The organism is Helicobacter winghamensis ATCC BAA-430, assembly GCF_028751035.1.
In the GTDB taxonomy this organism is placed as follows: Bacteria; Campylobacterota; Campylobacteria; order Campylobacterales; family Helicobacteraceae; genus Helicobacter_D; species Helicobacter_D winghamensis.
Window position 1 is genome coordinate 752,813 of sequence record NZ_CP063533.1, and the last position, 17,039, is coordinate 769,851.

General features: G+C 36.1%; 15 protein-coding genes. 6 read left to right on the forward strand and 9 right to left on the reverse strand.

Annotated features, from left to right (window positions below):
- Window positions 1-2: 2 nt before the first annotated feature.
- The 3 genes from IP358_RS03850 to ccoG all read right to left on the reverse strand — a co-directional run bounded on the left by IP358_RS03850 (window position 3) and on the right by ccoG (window position 2,876).
- Window positions 3-284: a TFIIB-type zinc ribbon-containing protein gene (locus tag IP358_RS03850; protein WP_006803155.1), complete on the reverse strand. Its 282-nt coding sequence runs from the start codon at window positions 282-284 to the stop codon at window positions 3-5.
- Window positions 285-440: 156 nt separating this feature from the next.
- Complete coding sequence (locus tag IP358_RS03855; RefSeq protein ID WP_006803154.1) at window positions 441-1,508, reverse strand: AI-2E family transporter; 1,068 nt, start codon at window positions 1,506-1,508, stop codon at window positions 441-443.
- Window positions 1,509-2,876, reverse strand: a complete 1,368-nt coding sequence (ccoG, locus tag IP358_RS03860) for a cytochrome c oxidase accessory protein CcoG (protein WP_040498853.1) — start codon at window positions 2,874-2,876, stop codon at window positions 1,509-1,511.
- A gap of 182 nt (window positions 2,877-3,058) precedes the next feature.
- On the opposite strand from ccoG, the gene rpsU reads away from it, so the two are divergent.
- Window positions 3,059-3,271: a 30S ribosomal protein S21 gene (rpsU, locus tag IP358_RS03865; RefSeq protein ID WP_006803152.1), complete on the forward strand. Its 213-nt coding sequence runs from the start codon at window positions 3,059-3,061 to the stop codon at window positions 3,269-3,271.
- Between the two features lie 44 nt (window positions 3,272-3,315).
- Here rpsU and alaS read toward each other — a convergent pair whose 3' ends face one another.
- The 6 genes from alaS to IP358_RS03895 form a co-directional block, all read right to left on the reverse strand.
- On the reverse strand, window positions 3,316-6,207 hold the full coding sequence (gene alaS / locus IP358_RS03870; RefSeq protein WP_006803151.1) for an alanine--tRNA ligase: 2,892 nt from the start codon (window positions 6,205-6,207) through the stop codon (window positions 3,316-3,318).
- A 114-nt stretch (window positions 6,208-6,321) separates the two neighbouring features.
- The gene (locus IP358_RS03875) at window positions 6,322-7,233 is read right to left on the reverse strand and encodes a hypothetical protein (RefSeq protein ID WP_006803150.1); all 912 of its coding nucleotides are present in this window, start codon (window positions 7,231-7,233) and stop codon (window positions 6,322-6,324) included.
- Window positions 7,233-8,309 carry a chorismate synthase gene (gene aroC / locus IP358_RS03880; protein ID WP_006803149.1) on the reverse strand — a complete coding sequence of 359 codons (1,077 nt, stop codon included), beginning with the start codon at window positions 8,307-8,309 and terminating at the stop codon, window positions 7,233-7,235. The genes IP358_RS03875 and aroC overlap by 1 nt, the downstream gene beginning before the upstream one ends.
- Before the next feature lies 1 nt (window position 8,310).
- On the reverse strand, window positions 8,311-8,982 hold the full coding sequence (gene rnc / locus IP358_RS03885) for a ribonuclease III (RefSeq protein ID WP_006803148.1): 672 nt from the start codon (window positions 8,980-8,982) through the stop codon (window positions 8,311-8,313).
- A gap of 5 nt (window positions 8,983-8,987) precedes the next feature.
- Window positions 8,988-9,413 carry a ribonuclease HI gene (gene rnhA, locus IP358_RS03890; RefSeq protein ID WP_006803147.1) on the reverse strand — a complete coding sequence of 142 codons (426 nt, stop codon included), beginning with the start codon at window positions 9,411-9,413 and terminating at the stop codon, window positions 8,988-8,990.
- Window positions 9,388-10,485: a tetratricopeptide repeat protein gene (locus IP358_RS03895; RefSeq protein ID WP_006803146.1), complete on the reverse strand. Its 1,098-nt coding sequence runs from the start codon at window positions 10,483-10,485 to the stop codon at window positions 9,388-9,390. Before IP358_RS03895 ends, rnhA begins: the two co-directional genes overlap by 26 nt.
- A 557-nt stretch (window positions 10,486-11,042) precedes the next feature.
- Here IP358_RS03895 and IP358_RS03900 point away from each other — a divergent pair.
- The 5 genes from IP358_RS03900 to IP358_RS03920 all read left to right on the forward strand — a co-directional run bounded on the left by IP358_RS03900 (window position 11,043) and on the right by IP358_RS03920 (window position 17,038).
- A complete protein-coding gene (locus IP358_RS03900; protein WP_370521177.1) occupies window positions 11,043-11,306 on the forward strand; it encodes a hypothetical protein in 264 nt (87 codons plus the stop codon).
- A 30-nt stretch (window positions 11,307-11,336) separates the two neighbouring features.
- A complete protein-coding gene (locus IP358_RS03905; protein WP_197550497.1) occupies window positions 11,337-11,582 on the forward strand; it encodes a hypothetical protein in 246 nt (81 codons plus the stop codon).
- A 104-nt stretch (window positions 11,583-11,686) separates the two neighbouring features.
- Complete coding sequence (locus tag IP358_RS03910) at window positions 11,687-14,032, forward strand: autotransporter outer membrane beta-barrel domain-containing protein (RefSeq protein WP_370521176.1); 2,346 nt, start codon at window positions 11,687-11,689, stop codon at window positions 14,030-14,032.
- 371 nt (window positions 14,033-14,403) lie between these two features.
- Window positions 14,404-16,083, forward strand: a complete 1,680-nt coding sequence (gene dnaG / locus IP358_RS03915; RefSeq protein ID WP_006803144.1) for a DNA primase — start codon at window positions 14,404-14,406, stop codon at window positions 16,081-16,083.
- Window positions 16,061-17,038 carry an argininosuccinate synthase domain-containing protein gene (locus tag IP358_RS03920; RefSeq protein WP_006803143.1) on the forward strand — a complete coding sequence of 326 codons (978 nt, stop codon included), beginning with the start codon at window positions 16,061-16,063 and terminating at the stop codon, window positions 17,036-17,038. The genes dnaG and IP358_RS03920 overlap by 23 nt, the downstream gene beginning before the upstream one ends.
- Window position 17,039 lies beyond the last annotated feature (1 nt).

Sequence of the window (17,039 nt, forward strand, 5' to 3'; positions counted from 1 at the left end):
TGCTAAAAATCAAAGAGTTCGCTAAAGAAACTTTCGCGCTTTTTGTATTTATAATCTTTATGATGGCGGTAATCTTGGGGGTGGTGCTGTGTGTTTTGGTAGTTTGGTTGTGGGGCTTGCTGATAATTTTGCCTTTGCTCTCCTTGATTATTGGAACGCTCAATAATTTTATCTAACTCTCCACGATCAAGCCAGACGCCGCGACATTTTGGGCAATAATCAATCTCAACGCCACTTCGCTCACTCATTACTAAATCTACACCGACACAGACAGGGCATTGCATAATCACTCCTTTTAAAATTAAAGTAGCATTATAGCAAAATGAAGTCAATTATACAGATAAAAAAATATTTTTTTAGAATAACTTGCAGAGGGTAAAAATCAATGCAATATTTATTGCATTGATTTTTAAGAATTAAAATAGATTAGAAGCTTAAAATTAATCCTTGTTTGAGTTTAGAAGTGTTTGGTAAATCCTAAGTAATGCAATAAATAGTGCAGTAATTGCAGGTCCAAGCACAATTCCCCAAAATCCAAAGCTTGTAAGACCAGCAATGATGGCAAAGAATATTAGCATTTCATTAATTTGCACAGGGGTTTTAATTAACACGCGGTTAATAAAAGCAATGATAAAGGGTTTTATGCCATTATCAGCAAGGGTTGCAATGATAATAATAGAGTAGAGTGCAATAACAATAGCATTTGTGTAATTACCAAGATAAAGTTCATACCCGACAATAGGAAGCCACACAAGAGAGCCGCCAACAACTGGAACAAGGGAAGCAAAGCCATAAAAAACAGCAAGTAAATAGGAATTGTAGCCAAAAAAAAGCATTAGGATTCCAAAAAGCGTGCCTTGTAAAATCATTGAAAAAATAGAGGAATAAAACACCACGCTAATAACAGCACTCACTTCATTGTAAAGAGATTTTGTTTGTGTGGGATTAAAAGGAATTAGTCCTAAAAAGTAACTCCCCAAAGTATTTCCATAATAATAAAAAAAGAAAAGAAAAACTAGGATAAATAGCGTATCACTAACAAAAGAAATGCTATTTTTTGAAGCTTTGGCAATGAGATTTAGTCCTTGCTTAAGAATATCTCCCCAGTTTATTGCGTGAAATTGCTCTAAATAGGTATTCATTTCATTTTGTATAATATCAGGCAAATATAAGATTAAATCTTTGCTAAAAAGTGTTAAGCGAGCTTGTGTATCTAGCAAGAAGTTTTGAAAATTGCCTAAATCTAAGTTTGTTGCAATATTTGCAAGGCTTAGTAAAATATAAAAAATCGGCACAAAACAGAGCGTGATAAGTATCAAAACCATCAGCGCAGAAACAAGAAGTTGGGATTTTAGGCGTTTTAACAATGCACAATAAATACCTTGTGTAGCAATAAAGAGTAAAAATGCAATTAAAAGATTCATTAAAAAAGGCGCATAAAGCCTAAAGAGTGCTAAAAGAGTTAGCACAAAGGCGATAAGAAAAAAATAGATTCCACTATTACGCATTTATCTATTAATCACTTTGCTGGGTGGATAGATAAATACGCTTTTTCTATGCACTTCAATAGGTTCTTTGCTATCTAGCGCGTAGGCTTTGATTTGAAGTTGAATATGCGTGTTTTTTTGCGCATCTTGTGCGAGATTTTTGTCTGTATAGAGTGTAACAGGCTGTTTTTGTTTCTCACCAGCTTTGATTAAGAAAGGCTTGCTAGGGCGTTTAATCTTAATTGCATCGTTATTTTCAACTTCAAAATAGAATTTATAATCTTCATTGCTTGTGTTTTGAAATAAAAAGATATAAGAGTTTTCTACAATATTATTATCACGGATTGATAGCTCGCCACGATTAATATTTAAGAGCATATTCTCTTTTGTAGAGCTCATTGCCAAAAGTCCTGCAAAAACGATTCCAAGCGCAACCACATAAGCAATGGTTTTAAAGCGCACATAACGCACTTTTTGGCGTTCTTCAATACTTTGCGGGCTTGTCCAAGAAATCAGCGTTTCTTTACCAAGTTTTCCCATTACACGCGTGCAAGCATCAGAGCATTCAAGGCAGTTAATGCACTCTAACTGCATTCCTTTTCTAATATCAATGTGTGTGGGGCAGATTTTCACGCATGCTTCACAGCCAATACATTCAGCATTTGGCGTTTCAGGCTTTTTCCAAAGCTTGATACCTTTAGGATCAAATACAGCTCCACCACGCTTATAATCATACACAGTCATAATTGTATCATTATCATATAAAACACTTTGCACGCGGCTATAAGGACACATATAAATACAGAAATTTTCCTTGATAAATACAATATCAGCAATTAAAAAAAGTGCGATTCCAAGTAAGAAAATCAGCAAATACTTATGCTCTAGTGGATTTTGGATATAGGTAAAAAAATCCGCTGGTGGCACGAAATACCACATAAAATTTGATGCTGCAACCAGCGCCAAAAGCGACCAGATTAACACCGCCACAACCTTTTTTACTTTATTAATACCTAAGCTCATATCAGGTTCTAACTGGCGATTTTCAATTCGTTTGCGTAAGCGTAAAATTTTAGTTTCTAGCAAATCCCTATACAGCACGCGAAAAATCGTTTGCGGACACGCCCAGCCACACCATACACGCCCAGCAAGCGTGGTTAGAAAGAATATGGATAAAAACATTAAAATTAACAAAAAGGGCATTAAATACAATTCCTGCATATCAAAAGCAACGCCAAGTAAATGCAATTGTTTGTGATCAAAAGATAAGAGAAAAATTTGATTGCCATTGATTTGGATAAATGGAATCGCAAAAACAATAATTGTTGTGATAAGATACATTACATAGCGTTTTTTGAAATATTGTCGCATATTGCGCACTTGTTCCATAAAAGCTCCTTGAAAATATAAAAATTTTGCCACAATACTAGCGCAATAAGTGTAAAAAGTAGCAAAAAAATAAAATTTTTTGTGTTTGTTATGTGATTTTTTCACATTTTTTACTTGCTTTATGCTAGAATTACGCGCTTTAATTTTGAAGCTATAATTTTTACACGAAGGTGGTGATTTAGATGCCAGGTATCAAAGTTAGGGAAAACGAATCTTTTGATGATGCGTATAGAAAGTTTAAAAAACAAGCAGATAGAAACCTTGTTGTAACTGAAAGTCGCGCGAGAAGATTTTTTGAACCAAAAACTGAAAAGCGTAAAAAGCAAAAAATTAGCGCACGCAAGAAAATGCTTAAACGCTTATATATGCTTAGACGCTACGAATCAAGGCTCTAATATAAAAGGATTCCATTTGGAATCCTTTTTACTTCAATATTTCTTTAATTAAATATATCTTGAAAAACCTTTTCTGCTAACCCCAAAGCTTCTTTTATCTTGTTAGAATCTGTAATCTTGCCTCCAGCAGTGGCAAAGTCATCTCTGCCCCCGCCATTACCGCCAAGAATTTGTGCGACTTGTTTTACCCAAGCTCCAGCTTTGAGTTTGGATTCTACACCTTTTACTCCAGCAGTAATTGTAACTTTGCCACTAGATTCTGTGATAAGTAGAATTGCAACTTTTTCATTTTCATTTTTTGCGTTATCTACAAGCTCTTTAGCTTCTTTTGTATCGGTATTTTCTAGCTTTAAGGCTATAAGCTTGACGCCATTTAGCATTTTAGATTCCAATGTTTTTGCACCCGTGCTACTCTTGCTAGCCTTTTCTTTAAGCTCTTTTATCTGCTCTTTTAGCTTAAAGATTCCTTGTATTATATCTTGTGCTTTAAGGGCTTCTTTTGCCTGTTTTATGGACTCTAGCGCATTTTTTCCATAGTGATACGCTGCTTTTCCACACACTGCTTCAATGCGCCTAACTCCGCTACTCACGCTACTTTCACGCACAATATAAAAGCTCCCAATCTCCGCAGTATTTTGTATGTGAATCCCTCCACATAGCTCAATAGAATCTCCAAAGCTAATAACCCGCACATTCTCCCCATACTTTTCGCCAAAAAGTGCCATAGCCCCTTTTGCTTTAGCTTCTGTAATCCCCATAGTTTCGCACACTTGCGGGGAGGATTCTGCAATTTTGCTATTAACTAAGGCTTCTATTTGCTCTAGCTCATCTGTGTTTAACGCCTTTGGATGGCTAAAATCAAAACGCAAACGATTTGTCTCTACAAGGCTTCCAGCTTGGGCAATATGGCTACCTAGAATCTGTCTTAGTGCATAATGCAGCAAATGCGTGGCGGAGTGGTGCTTGGCAATTTCAAAGCGACTAGAATCTACTTGTGCTTTTACCAAATCCCCCGCCTTTAGCATACTTGTAGCAACGACTTTGGAAAGGTTTAGCCCAAAGTATTTTTGGGTATCTAAAACTTTAGCGACTATATTTTGCGGACTACTAGAATCCACTTTGTGAGAGTCTTGGCATTCTAAGGATTGAGATGAGAAATCAGGGTTGTGTAAGTCTTGCGAATGAGACACACTAAGCGTGCGTTGCAGTGAGCAATACGAAGCACCCCCTGATTTATCGCTCAATACTGAATGCCCTAATAAAAAACCTTTATCCCCTACCGGTCCCCCTGACTCTGGATAAAACGGCGTAGATTCTAACATCACCCAGCCCTCTTGCCCCGCTCCTAAAGATTCCACTCTTTTAAAGCTAGAATCCAAAAGGGCTAGAATCTTAGATTCTACGCTAACATTTTCATAGCCCACAAACGCATTTTCCCCAAATTCACTCAAAAGTGCGTTAAAATCGCCATCTTTGGCGCTATCACCGCTTCCTTTCCAATGTGCTTTGCTTCTATCTTTTTGTTCTTGCATACATTTTTCAAAGCTCTGCATATCCACATCTAAGCCAAGCTCACGCAACATATCTTGCGTTAAATCAAGCGGGAAGCCATAGGTATCATAGAGCTTAAAGGCTACCTCGCCACTAAAACGCGTTGCATTTGAGCGATGAATCGCGGATTCTGCATTGGATGCTCGGTCATTACCCTCTAGGTAACTCCCTTCGTCTCCGCCTTGAAAACCGCAATTTCTCATCTCAACTGCTTCCGCGTTATCATTATTTAATCCAAAAGCCTTTGTGTTAGTTTTTGCTTTTAGCGTTTGAATCTCTTTATTAAACAACGCCATTCCGCTTTCTATCGTCTCAAAAAACCTTTCTTCTTCCGCCTTGCATTGTTCTTGCACAGCATTTTTACGCTCTTTTAAATAGCCATAATGCCCCCCCATAGTATCACACACAACGCCTACTACTTCATATAAAAACGCCTTTCTTAAGCCTAGCAAATAGCCGTGCCTTACCGCTCTTCGCAAGATTCTACGCAAGACATAGCCTCTGCCTTCTTTGTCAAAATTTACCCCTTGTGCGAGTAGAAACGCCACAGCGCGCGCGTGATCGGCAATTACACGAAAGCTCGCACCACTTTCATAGACATAAGTTTGTTTGCTTAAGGATTCTACCTTGTGGATTAAAGGCATAAAAATGCTAGAGTCAAAATTAGAGCGTTTGCCCTCCAAAAGTGCAGCTACTCGCTCTAGCCCCATTCCTGTATCGATACTAGGCTTAGGTAAAGGTTTTAAGCTCCCATCGGCACTTCTTTCATACTGCATAAACACAAGATTCCATATTTCTAAAAATCTATCCCCATCTCCGCCAAAATAGTCTTCTTCACCATTAAAAAATTCCGCTCCTTGATCCACAAAAATTTCACTACAAGGACCACAAGGACCTGTATCGCCCATTTGCCAGAAGTTATCCTTATCACCCATTCTTTTAATACGACTAGAGTCTATATGTTTGCACCATAGTTCAAAAGCTTCATCATCACTTTCATGGATTGTTACATACAGCACCGATTTATCAAAGCCTAAAACTTCTGTAACAAACTCCCACGCATACGCAATCGCATCTTTTTTAAAATAATCGCCAAAGCTAAAGTTACCAAGCATTTCAAAAAGTGTGTGATGGCGTGCGGTGTAGCCGACATTTTCTAAATCATTATGCTTTCCACCTGCGCGGATACAAAGTTGCGCGCTTGTAGCACGCCTTTGCTTAGGTGTTGGAATCTTACCTGTGAAAATATCCTTAAATTGCACCATTCCTGCATTAGTAAAAAGCAAGCTCGCATCATCTGGCACTAAAGGCATAGACTCATACACTTGATGCCCCTTAGATTTAAAAAATTCTAAATACAAAGCCCTTATATCTTTTGTTTTCATTGTGATACCTTCAACTAAAAATTCCAAAATTCTACTTTTTTTCAATTAAAAACTCGCTTTATTATGCGGTTTTTCAAGTGTTTTTTGAAGATGGCTTCAGAAATGTTTTAAAGATTAAAACGCGCCTTTCCATAGATTCTTATATGTTAATAATGCCTTAGCAATGCGGCGGTGCTTCAAGCGCAAGGATAGATTTTGAGACTTTTTGACAAGCTCTATAACGCTTTGTAAAATTTGCTCTTTTGGCATAGCATAGGCTTTTGGAAGATTTAAGGTGCAAGTTTGAAAACTTTCTAAATTTGCGCTTTGATTATCTGCAACTTCTAGCGCAATAACTGGCACTCCACAATAAAGAATCTCTCTTAAACTCTGTCCGCAAGCACAAATACAAAGATCCATTGAGCGGATACATTGCACCATTTCTTGAGCATTTAGTTGGGAGTAAGCTTTAACGCATTTTGGTAGTTGGAGAGAATCTTTTGTGATGCAATGGATTTGTAAGCTTGGAAAAGTGTTTGAAAGCGCGTAAGATATGGGGGTGTTTAAAACTAAAATATCATCACCGCCTAGCGTGATTAAAACGCGCTTTATGATAGGATTAAGTTTTTTGAGGCTTTGGTGCTTAAAGGCGCGTTGTGTTAGTGTGTATCCATTGCCTAAAAATAGTGTGTGATTAGGGTATTTTTCTTTGTATTTTTTAGATTCCATATTTGCGCTATTAATAATAATCCCTTGTGGATAATTAAGACGCAAAGTATCATCAAAAAATAAGCATTTTTTGGCATATTTTGTAGCTAAAACATAGGAATCTAAGGGCAATACATAAGAATCAATAACAATTAAATCATAAAGTATTTTTAGATTGCAAGAATCTAAAAAGTAGGAATCCAAAAAGCAAGAATCTAAAATTTTTGCTACAAAACCTTGTTCTTCTAATTCTTCTTTAAGAGCAGTGCAACGGCTAATATGCCCTAAACCTACGCCAAGTTTTTCATCAGCAAAGAGTAGAGCAGTTTTTGTGGGCATTAGAGTGTATAGAGTTTTTGTAGATTTTCAAGCTTGCTTGTTGCGTTTAATAAAAGCATATCCGCTAAAATTAATGCAAGTTGTGCTTCACAAACTACACTTCCACGCACTGCAACGCAAGGATCGTGTCGCCCTTTAATATTGCATTCTACTACATTGCCTTGAATATCTTGTGTGTTTTGGGGCAAGAAAATGCTAGGCGTAGGCTTAAAATGCACTTTAATAGCAATTTCATCTCCCGTGCTAATTCCTCCTAAAATTCCGCCACAATGGTTACTTAAAAACCCTTGAGCGTCCATTTCATCATTATTTTCTGAACCTAGCAAAAGTGTAGATTCCACACCTTTGCCAATTTCTACCGCCTTAACCCCATTTAATCCAAGCATTAATGCGCCAATGGCACTATCAAGCTTGTAATACAAAGGCTCTCCAAGTCCTGCTGGCACTCCACTAGCACAAATTAGCGCAACGCCACCTATGCTATTATGTGCGTTTTTTGCTTGCATTATGGCTTCTTTTTGTTTGGATTCCATTTTTTTATCTAGGGCAAAAATCTCGCTTCTCTTTGCGTAATTAAAATCAACTTCTTCCCCCTTAATTGCACCAATGCTTAGGATTCCACTTTGCACCTTAATGTTAAAATGTCTTAAAAACATTTTAGCAATCGCTCCAGCAGCAACGCGCGCTACACTCTCTCTAGCACTGCTTCTACCGCCACCTCTAAAATCTCGGAATCCATATTTTTGAAAATAAGTAAAATCCGCGTGTCCGGGACGGAATAAATCCTTAATAGAATCATAATCCTTGCTTTTATTAGCAGAATTTTGGACAAAAAATCCAAGTGGCGTGCCTGTGGTTTTGCCCTCAAATACACCGCTTAAAATTTCAACTCTATCGGCTTCTTTGCGTTGTGTGGAGTAAAGATTCCTACCGCCCATACGCCTTAGCATTTCTGTTTGTAAAAATTCTTCATCAAGCACAATACCAGAAGGTAACCCATCAATCACCCCGCCAATCCCAGCTCCGTGGCTCTCCCCAAAGGTTGTAACCTTAAGCGCGATTCCAAAAGTGTTCATCTTAACCCTTTAAGGCTTCAATGGCGATTTTTGCACAAATTTGCTGGGCTTCTTTTTTGCTTTTGCCACTTGCTTTTGCAAACTCTTTTCCCTGAATTTTTACACCTATTAAAAAGTTTTTATTATGATCTGGTCCGCTAGAATCTAGCAAAACATATTCTGGAGTTTCTCCAAACTTTGCTTGCGTAAGTTCTTGCAGGGCTGTTTTATGATCGTAAAATAAGCTGTTTAAATCAATGCTTGGATACACTGCGCTTAAGAGATTATGCATTAAATTGCGTGCTATATCTAAGCCACTTTCTAAATAAATTGCGCCAATAACTGCTTCAAAGGCATTTGATAAAATAGAATCCTTTTTTCTTCCATTGTTTTGCTCTTCAGAATTTGAGATAAAAAGATACTCACCAATATTTAAATATCTTGCAATTTTGGCAAAGGCTTTTTCATTAACCATTGAAGCGCGCATTTTAGAGAGCTCACCCTCTCTTGAATTTGGGAATTTATTATATAAAAACTCTCCAATAATCAAATCCAAAACCGCATCACCTAAAAACTCCAAGCGTTCGTTATGTGTGCCTTTTTTTGCACTTTTGTGTGTCAATGCTTCTTTAAGCAAATTTTGCGCCTTAAAGTGATAGCCCAATGTTTTTTCAAAATGTTTTAAATTCACCATAATCCTTAAGTATTTTTGAATTTTAATGCTTCTTCTTTGGCAATCTTATCGCACCGCTCATTTTCGCAATGCCCACTATGCCCTTTGACCCATTCTACTTTGATTTTATGAGGCTTTGCAGCTTTGATGTAGCGTTGCCAAAGTTCAGTGTTTTTGACATTTTTAAAGTTTTTAGCAATCCAGTTTGGAAGCCACTTGCTAAGTCCATCTAAAACATATTTAGAATCACACACCACAAGCACTTCGCAAGGCTCTTTTAGAGCTTCTAAGCTCATAATTAACGCCGTTAATTCCATTTGGTTATTTGTAGCGACTCTTGCACCACCGCTTAAGACCTTTTCAGACTCTTTATAGCGCAAGATTCCACACCAACCACCAAAACCCGGATTTCCCAAAGAAGAACCATCACAAAAAAGAGTAACACACTTCATCTTTTCTTTCCTTTAAAAATACCAGTGTTTTTGAAGTTAATAATCCATCACAATGCGGACAACGATCAAAAGCAAGCGGGGAGGTTCCGCTACAATTTGTGCATTGATAGCTAAAGCGCAAATCCCCTTGATAGTTAGTATTTGCACGCAATAAACACAGCGTTTCTAACTCAAAAGTTGCTTTTTTGGATACGCTTAAAGGCAAGATTCCTTTTGCTTCTAAAATATCTTTTAAAAGACTTTGATTATTCTCTAAAGTGGTACTTTCTAACTCTTTTAGCAAAGAAGTTGGAATCTCTTTTTGATTCCATATTATATCTAGGATTTGTGCGAGCGCATTATAAGGAATCTCTAAGATGCATTGCCAAAATAGCGTAGGATGATAGTCTTTTAAAAAACTTAAAATTAAACGCGTAAGCTTTGGCTCTTTTTTTAGCAAAGAAAGAAGCCTAGAGGGAAGTTGATTTTGATTGGTTGCGTTTTTATGAGTTAAAATTAGAATTTTAGCCTTTAGATAGAATTTGTGAAGCTGTGTGTTGCCTTGCATTTCTTCTAGGCAATCTAGCGCATTTAGCGCATCTTCAAAGGCGTTTAACTCTTCATAAATTTTAATAAGAGCATTTAAAACCACAGGATTACGCGGATAATGATGAAGAATTTCTAAATAAATCTCTTTTGCACGCAAGGGAAAGCCAGCCTTGCTATAAACAAGCCCTAAAGATTCTAAAATAGGAATCTTATCAAGGGGATTTTTAAGGGAGTCCAAAAGTGTGGCATAAAGACGGATAGCCTTTTCATAATTTGCACTTTTTTGATACATTTTTGCCATAAAGAGTAGAGATGGAATCGGATTTGGGCTTAGGGCTAAGAATTCCTTAACTTCCTTATCAAAACCAACATAATCAAAACTTTCTATAAATTTACTTAAAGATTTTTGTTGTTTTTGGCTAATGATATAATTCCAGTAATACCCAAAAAGACTCACAAGCCCTATACAAAAAATCAGCACTATAATGCCAAAAAGCGGATCGCGATACTCAATATTATATATTGCGTAGTCAAAAAAATCCACGCCATTCCTTTTAAAATTTAAAATATAAAAAATTTGGCAATTATACTAAAATTATTCTATCACTTAATATAAGATATTTTGAAAGCATTCATAATCTTCTATTATCTGTTACTAAATGTAACTTTAAAAAATAAAATTTTTATAAATTTAAGATTTAATATAAATATTAATAAATCCCTATAATATGCAATTAATTTTTATATTTTTCTTTGTATTATAAAAATGATTTTTATTTCATTAAAAAAATAGTAACAATGTTACTTTTATTTTTAAATGATTTATTATATAATGCTTAATTTCCAATATTAAAATTAACATTAAAAAAAGGAGAAAATATGGAAAAATCATTAGACAATCATTCTAATATTCCTGCGGGGGGGGGGGGGCATTTAAGAGACATTTATTAGCCCCATTTACTAGCAAGGCAATTTATTATAGTGTTCTTGCAACTTCACTTTCTACTTTATTAAACACAACAGCCCAAGCACAAGCATTTGATCCAAACAATTCAAACTCTCACACTATTAATCAACAATCACAAGTTACTAATGGTTCAAATGGAAACACTGGACAAAGTGGGAGCAAGGCAACACAAGATTATACTCCATCAGGTGGCTTTAATAATAAATTTAACAATGCAACAAATGCTTGGGATAGGCAACAACAAGGAGGGGGTGGCACTAAATATGCGCAGGGAAACAATGGAGGAAATGGGACAAGTGGAACAACAGGAAATGGCGGAGCAGATGGCTCAAGCCAAAATTCCAATATTAATGTTACTGCCTCAACTGCTTCTAATCAAACAATTACTAATAAACTAACTATTACATACACAGCAGGAAATGGGGGAAATGGCGGTAAAGGTGGTGATGGAGGAAATGGTGGTGATGGAGGAAGGGGGGAATCTATTTGTGATAAGGACGACGCAAGCGGTATTAACCAAGTTATCGGGGGAACTGGAGGAACTGGTGGGCAAGGCGGAAATGGTGGAATTGGTGGTAATGGAAGTGATGGAGGGAATATCACAGCCACTCTTTTTTCAGGTAAAACTGATAATTATAAGCTCACTTTTCAGCAAGACATTGAAGCAACTCTAACAGGAGGAACTGGCGGTAAAGGTGGTGATGGAGGAAATGGTGGAACTGGTGGGCAAGGCGGAGCCGGTGGTGATGGTGCAACCAAAGTAACATTTGCTGGCGGTATGCCAATGCAAGGAAATGCAAATGGCGGAAATGGCGGAAATGGAGGTGCAGGAGGTAAAGGTGGTGATGGCGGAAATGGCGGAAAAGGCGGAAGTGTTGAAGCTACTCTTTTTGATATAGGCAATAATGCTGGGCAAAGAATCAATGCCACTCTTAAAGCTACTAATATTTCTGTGAAATCCATAGGGGGAAATGCTGGACAAGGCGGGCAAGGTGGAACCACTGGTAATGGTGGAACTGGTGGTGGAAATGGAAGTGCGGCTGCTTGCAATAATGCGGCAAATAATTGTCAAGTAGTAGGTGGAGGTGGTGCCACACCAGGTGGACAAGGAACCGCAGGCGGAGCAGGTAAAACCCCAGATCAACAAGTTGCAGATAAAGCAAATGCAAATATTGTTAATGTAGCAAACGCCAATTTATCATTAGGACATACTAATAATACAGGAACACTAAATATTAAAGTAGAAACTGATAATGCCATTGAGAAAAAAGCTCAAGCTATTCAAGCAACAAATTCAAATATTACTCTAACTTCTGCCCTTAATATTGAAACAAAAGCTCTTGCTAAAGAAATCACTAAAGCAAATCAAGCAGCACCCACTTCCAAAGCAATTGGTTTAATGCTAGAAAATGGAACACTTGATGTTACAGATAAACTTACTATCAATACACAAGCACAACTCCAAAAAGAAAATGCAGGGGATACTATAGATACAACAAATCTAAAAAGCTACTCTCTTTATGCAAATGCTTCAACACTTAATATTGGTGCAGATGTAAATCTCACTGCAAAAAATGAAGTTTTAACAAATAATGCTGGCACTCAAGGTGATAGAATATATGAAAATAGTGGATTCTATCTTGGGAATGGTTCAACACTAAACTTCAAACACACTTCTACAACAAGAGCAACTACAACTTACTACACCCTTACTACAGATAGACTAGAAGCAGAAGGGGAGAATAACCTAAACTTCTACACAGATTTAAAAAACAATACAGGAGATAAAATCACAATCACTGATTCTGTGGATTTCACAAATCTTACAAAGCTTAATATTCAAATCTCTGGAGATGATTTCTTTAATCCAACAATCATTGGGGAGCAAAAAATACAAGGGAAACATACACTTGTTGATATGTTAAATGCTAATCCTAACAATCTTGCAGATAAACTCTTGGGAAATAAATTGCAAAGCCCAGTATGGAAAGAAGATAATGGTGCTTTAAAATACACATTACAAGCCCAAGTTACACAAGATCAAACAAATGGTAATATTAACTTAGAGGGTATTATTATCTCTAATTCTAGCAAGCCCACTAATCCAGATAAACCTAACCCTGATAAGCCTGCTGATCCTACTGATCCAGATAAACCTATCCCAGATGTTGATCCCTCTAATGCTGTTATAGGGATTTTAGACAATGCGTTTTTAATCAATAGAATGTCTTTCTTAGCAGATTCTCAACTCTCTGAAAGATTTAGAATCTTAAAAAATGATGGAACTACACAAGCACAATCAGGCTTTTGGTATCAATCTTATTTTACAAATACAGATTTTAACACTAAAGTTTATAATGATTTAATGGCAAAAACAAATTTCACATTAAATACAATGGGAATTGATGAAGTTTCACATTATGATAAGTTTGATGTAATGAAAGGTGTTTATGGAAGTTATGGTTTTATGAATGCACAATATGGAGGTGATATTGGGCATTCTAAGATAAAAAACACAAACTTTAATGCTTATGGAGCTATTGCTTGGCATAATGGATTTTATGCAGAAACAGATTTAGGAGTGAGTTTTTATAAATCTAGCCTTGATACTTCTGTTGAAGGAAGTAAAGAGCGTGTGAATGCAGATTATAGCACACGCGCTTTAAATGCTTCTTTGGCTTTAGGTAAGAAATTTTATTTAAGTGAAAATTCTTTGTTTGATATTAATACAAAGATGGATTACACAGCATTCTTTAATGATGATTATACAACTTCAAATGGATTGTATGTTAAACAAAACTTCTATCAAAGTTTAGGATTTGTAGCTTCTGCTTTACTTGGAGAATATATGAATAATGGCAAAACAATTGCTTATGGCAAGATTGATGCAGGCTATTACTTCAGTGATGCAGACAAATATACAACAATCCGTGATACTAATAGAGATATGCGCTTTAACTTTAGAAATCCAAAATATGATTTTTATTTTGGAAATGCAATTATTGGTGTAAAACATCGTATTAAAAATGTAGAGTTATCTTTAGAAGGTAATCGCTACATTCTTTCTAACTTCTCTTCTAATTTAAATCTTGGAGTAAGAGGCGAGATTAGAATCCTGTTTTAGGGGTTCTAATCTTTTCTTATGCAAGATTAATTAAAATTAATTTGAAAATTAATCAATAAGATTCCATAGTTGAATGGTTATGCTTTAATTAATAATGGCTAACAACCTTAATATGGGAGTAAGAGGGGAATTACGCTACTTATTCTAAGTTTTAGAATAAGATTAATTCCTTTGTCATTCTTGTATTAAAGCATTTGAAATCCAATAGCTTGGATTTATTCTTCTCTCTTTTATGCCACTAGGGGTATTCCTTGGTGGTATTCTTTGTAGCAAGTTAAAATTGTTTTTGTTTTATCTATTAAAAAATAAGATTTATAGTTTAGATTTTGTAAAATGCGCTTTTAAAACAAACTTAGATTCTTGGAGCAGCATTGATACAACAACAAAGCATTGACGCGCTTAAAAATCAACTAGATATTTTAGAAGTTATAAGCCATTATATTGAAGTTAAGAAAATGGGGAGTAGTTATAAAGCTTGTTGTCCTTTTCACCAAGAAAAAACACCAAGTTTTGTTGTGAATGCCAATAAAGGCTTTTACCATTGTTTTGGTTGTGGTGCAAGTGGTGATTCTATAAAGTTTGTAATGGAATATGAAAAATTAAATTATGCAGAAGCCATTGAAAAACTAGCACAACTTTATAATGTGCGTTTGGAATATTCTCAAAAATCCCAAAATAATGAGAATTATAAAATAATGGATTTTATGAATGGTTATTACCAAACAATGCTAAATGCTGAAGTAGAATCTTATATTAAGCAAAGGGGGATTACCACAGAGATTAAGGCGCGTTTTGAACTAGGTTTCGCACCGCAAAATCACGAGATTATGGCGCATTTACAACGCAATATGGTAAATTTACAAGATGCGTTAAATTTTGGAATCTTAGGTGTGGATTTAGAAAATGGAGTAAAGCGTTATTATGCGCGATTAACGCAACGCTTGATTTTTCCCATCCGTTCAGCTCAAAATAAAATCATAGGCTTTGGTGGGCGCACACTTGTAAATCACCCTGCAAAATACATTAACTCCCCGCAAACAAAGCTTTTTAATAAATCACAAGTGCTTTATGGTTATCCACAGGCAAAGGAATCTATTTATAGATTGGAAAGTGTGATTATCACAGAAGGCTATTTAGATGTGATAATGCTACATCAAGCAGGCTTTACAAATGCTGTTGCTACACTTGGAACAGCACTCACAAAAGAACATTTGCCCCTGCTTGCAAAGGGGAATCCCAAAGTGATTTTAGCCTTTGATGGTGATAATGCAGGAATGCAGGCGGCTTTTAAAGCGGCAAGTTTATTAAGTATTGCTAAAAAACAAGGCGGAGTTGTGCTATTTGAAGGAGGATTAGATCCTGCTGATATGGTAAAAAATAGTGAAATTGAAGAGCTAAAAAGCCTTTTTGACTCTCCAATTCCATTAATTGATTATGTTTTAGAGAGTATTATTAAGCGCTATGATTTACAAAATGCAGCGCAAAAAGATGATTGTTTGAAAGAGATTTTAGAATATCTTCATCAGTTATCCCCTGTAATCCAAGAAGAATATAAGCTTTGGCTATCCCAGCGTTTAGCATTGCCAGCGCATTTAATCCAAACTAAAAAGCCTAAAGCGCAAAACCAAAGCATTACAAAAGAATCCTTGCGCTTTAGTGAAGCAAGTTTTTATGACTTACCAGAAAAAATTATTATTAAAAGTGTGTTAGAAAATATGGAGCTTTTAGGATTTGTGCTAGACTACCTTGATCCAAAAATGTTTCGCACGCAAAAAGAAGCGTATAATAAACTTTTAAAAAATGAATTAGAAGATCCATTATTAATTGGAATCTTATTAGATGAAAAAATAAAACCACAAGATAAGGAGCATTTAAGAGAGCAAATTATTATGGTTTTATATCAACATTATGATCAAGAACGCAAAGCTTTAAGCTATAAAAAGGGATTATCTTTGCGTGAAAAGGCGTTTTTGTTGAGAAAATATCAAAAATATTTAGATGATTTAAAGAGAGGAGAATTGGCATTATATGAAAGCATTAGCGTTATTTAGTGGTGGGCTTGATAGCTTGCTTGCAATTAAGATTATTAAAGATATGGGAGTTGATGTTTTAGCGTTACACCTTAATATAGGCTTTGGTGCAAAACGCGATAAAAGTGAGATTTTGCGCCAGCGTTTAGATCAAATTGGAGTGGAGTTAAAGATTGTGGATATTAGGAAGCAATTTTTTGATGATGTGCTTTTTAAACCAAAGTTTGGTTATGGAAAATACTTTAACCCTTGCATTGATTGCCACGCAAATATGTTTTCACACGCTTTAGGTATGCTAGAGAGTGAGGGGGCTAGCTTTGTAATTAGTGGAGAAGTGTTAGGGCAAAGACCAAAGAGTCAAAGAGCAGAAGCGTTAGGACAAGTGGAGCGACTAAGTAAAGGGGAGGGCTTAATTGTGCGTCCGATGTGCGCAAAGCTTTTGCCTATCACAATTCCTGAACAAAAAGGCTGGATTGATAGGGAAAAACTACTTGATATTCACGGAAGAGGTAGAGAGCGACAATTGCAACTTGTTAAAGAGTATGGTTTGGAATATTATGAAAATCCCGGTGGGGGATGTTTGCTTACAGAAACTTCTGTGGCAAATAAAATCAAAGATATTCAAGCGCATCGTGAAGTTGTATTTGAGGATATGGAGCTTGTGAAATTTGGGAGATATATGATTTTGCCAGATGGTGGGCGTTGTGTGATTGCAAGAAATGCCGAAGAAAACGAACGCTTGAGTTTTAATCATCCAAAAATGAGCAAAATTGAACTTTTAGATTGTATTGGTCCCTTAGGACTTGTGGAAAATAGCGCAAGCAAGAGCGATAAGAAGCTTGCAATAGAGCTTACATTATTGTATGGTAAGTCTGAAGAAAATAAGAGCTATCAAGTGCGTTTTGAAGGAAATGAACTAAGTGCTAAAGCCTTTGAAAGCAAGGAAAAAGCAAAAGAATTTTTGATTAAGGAGTAAT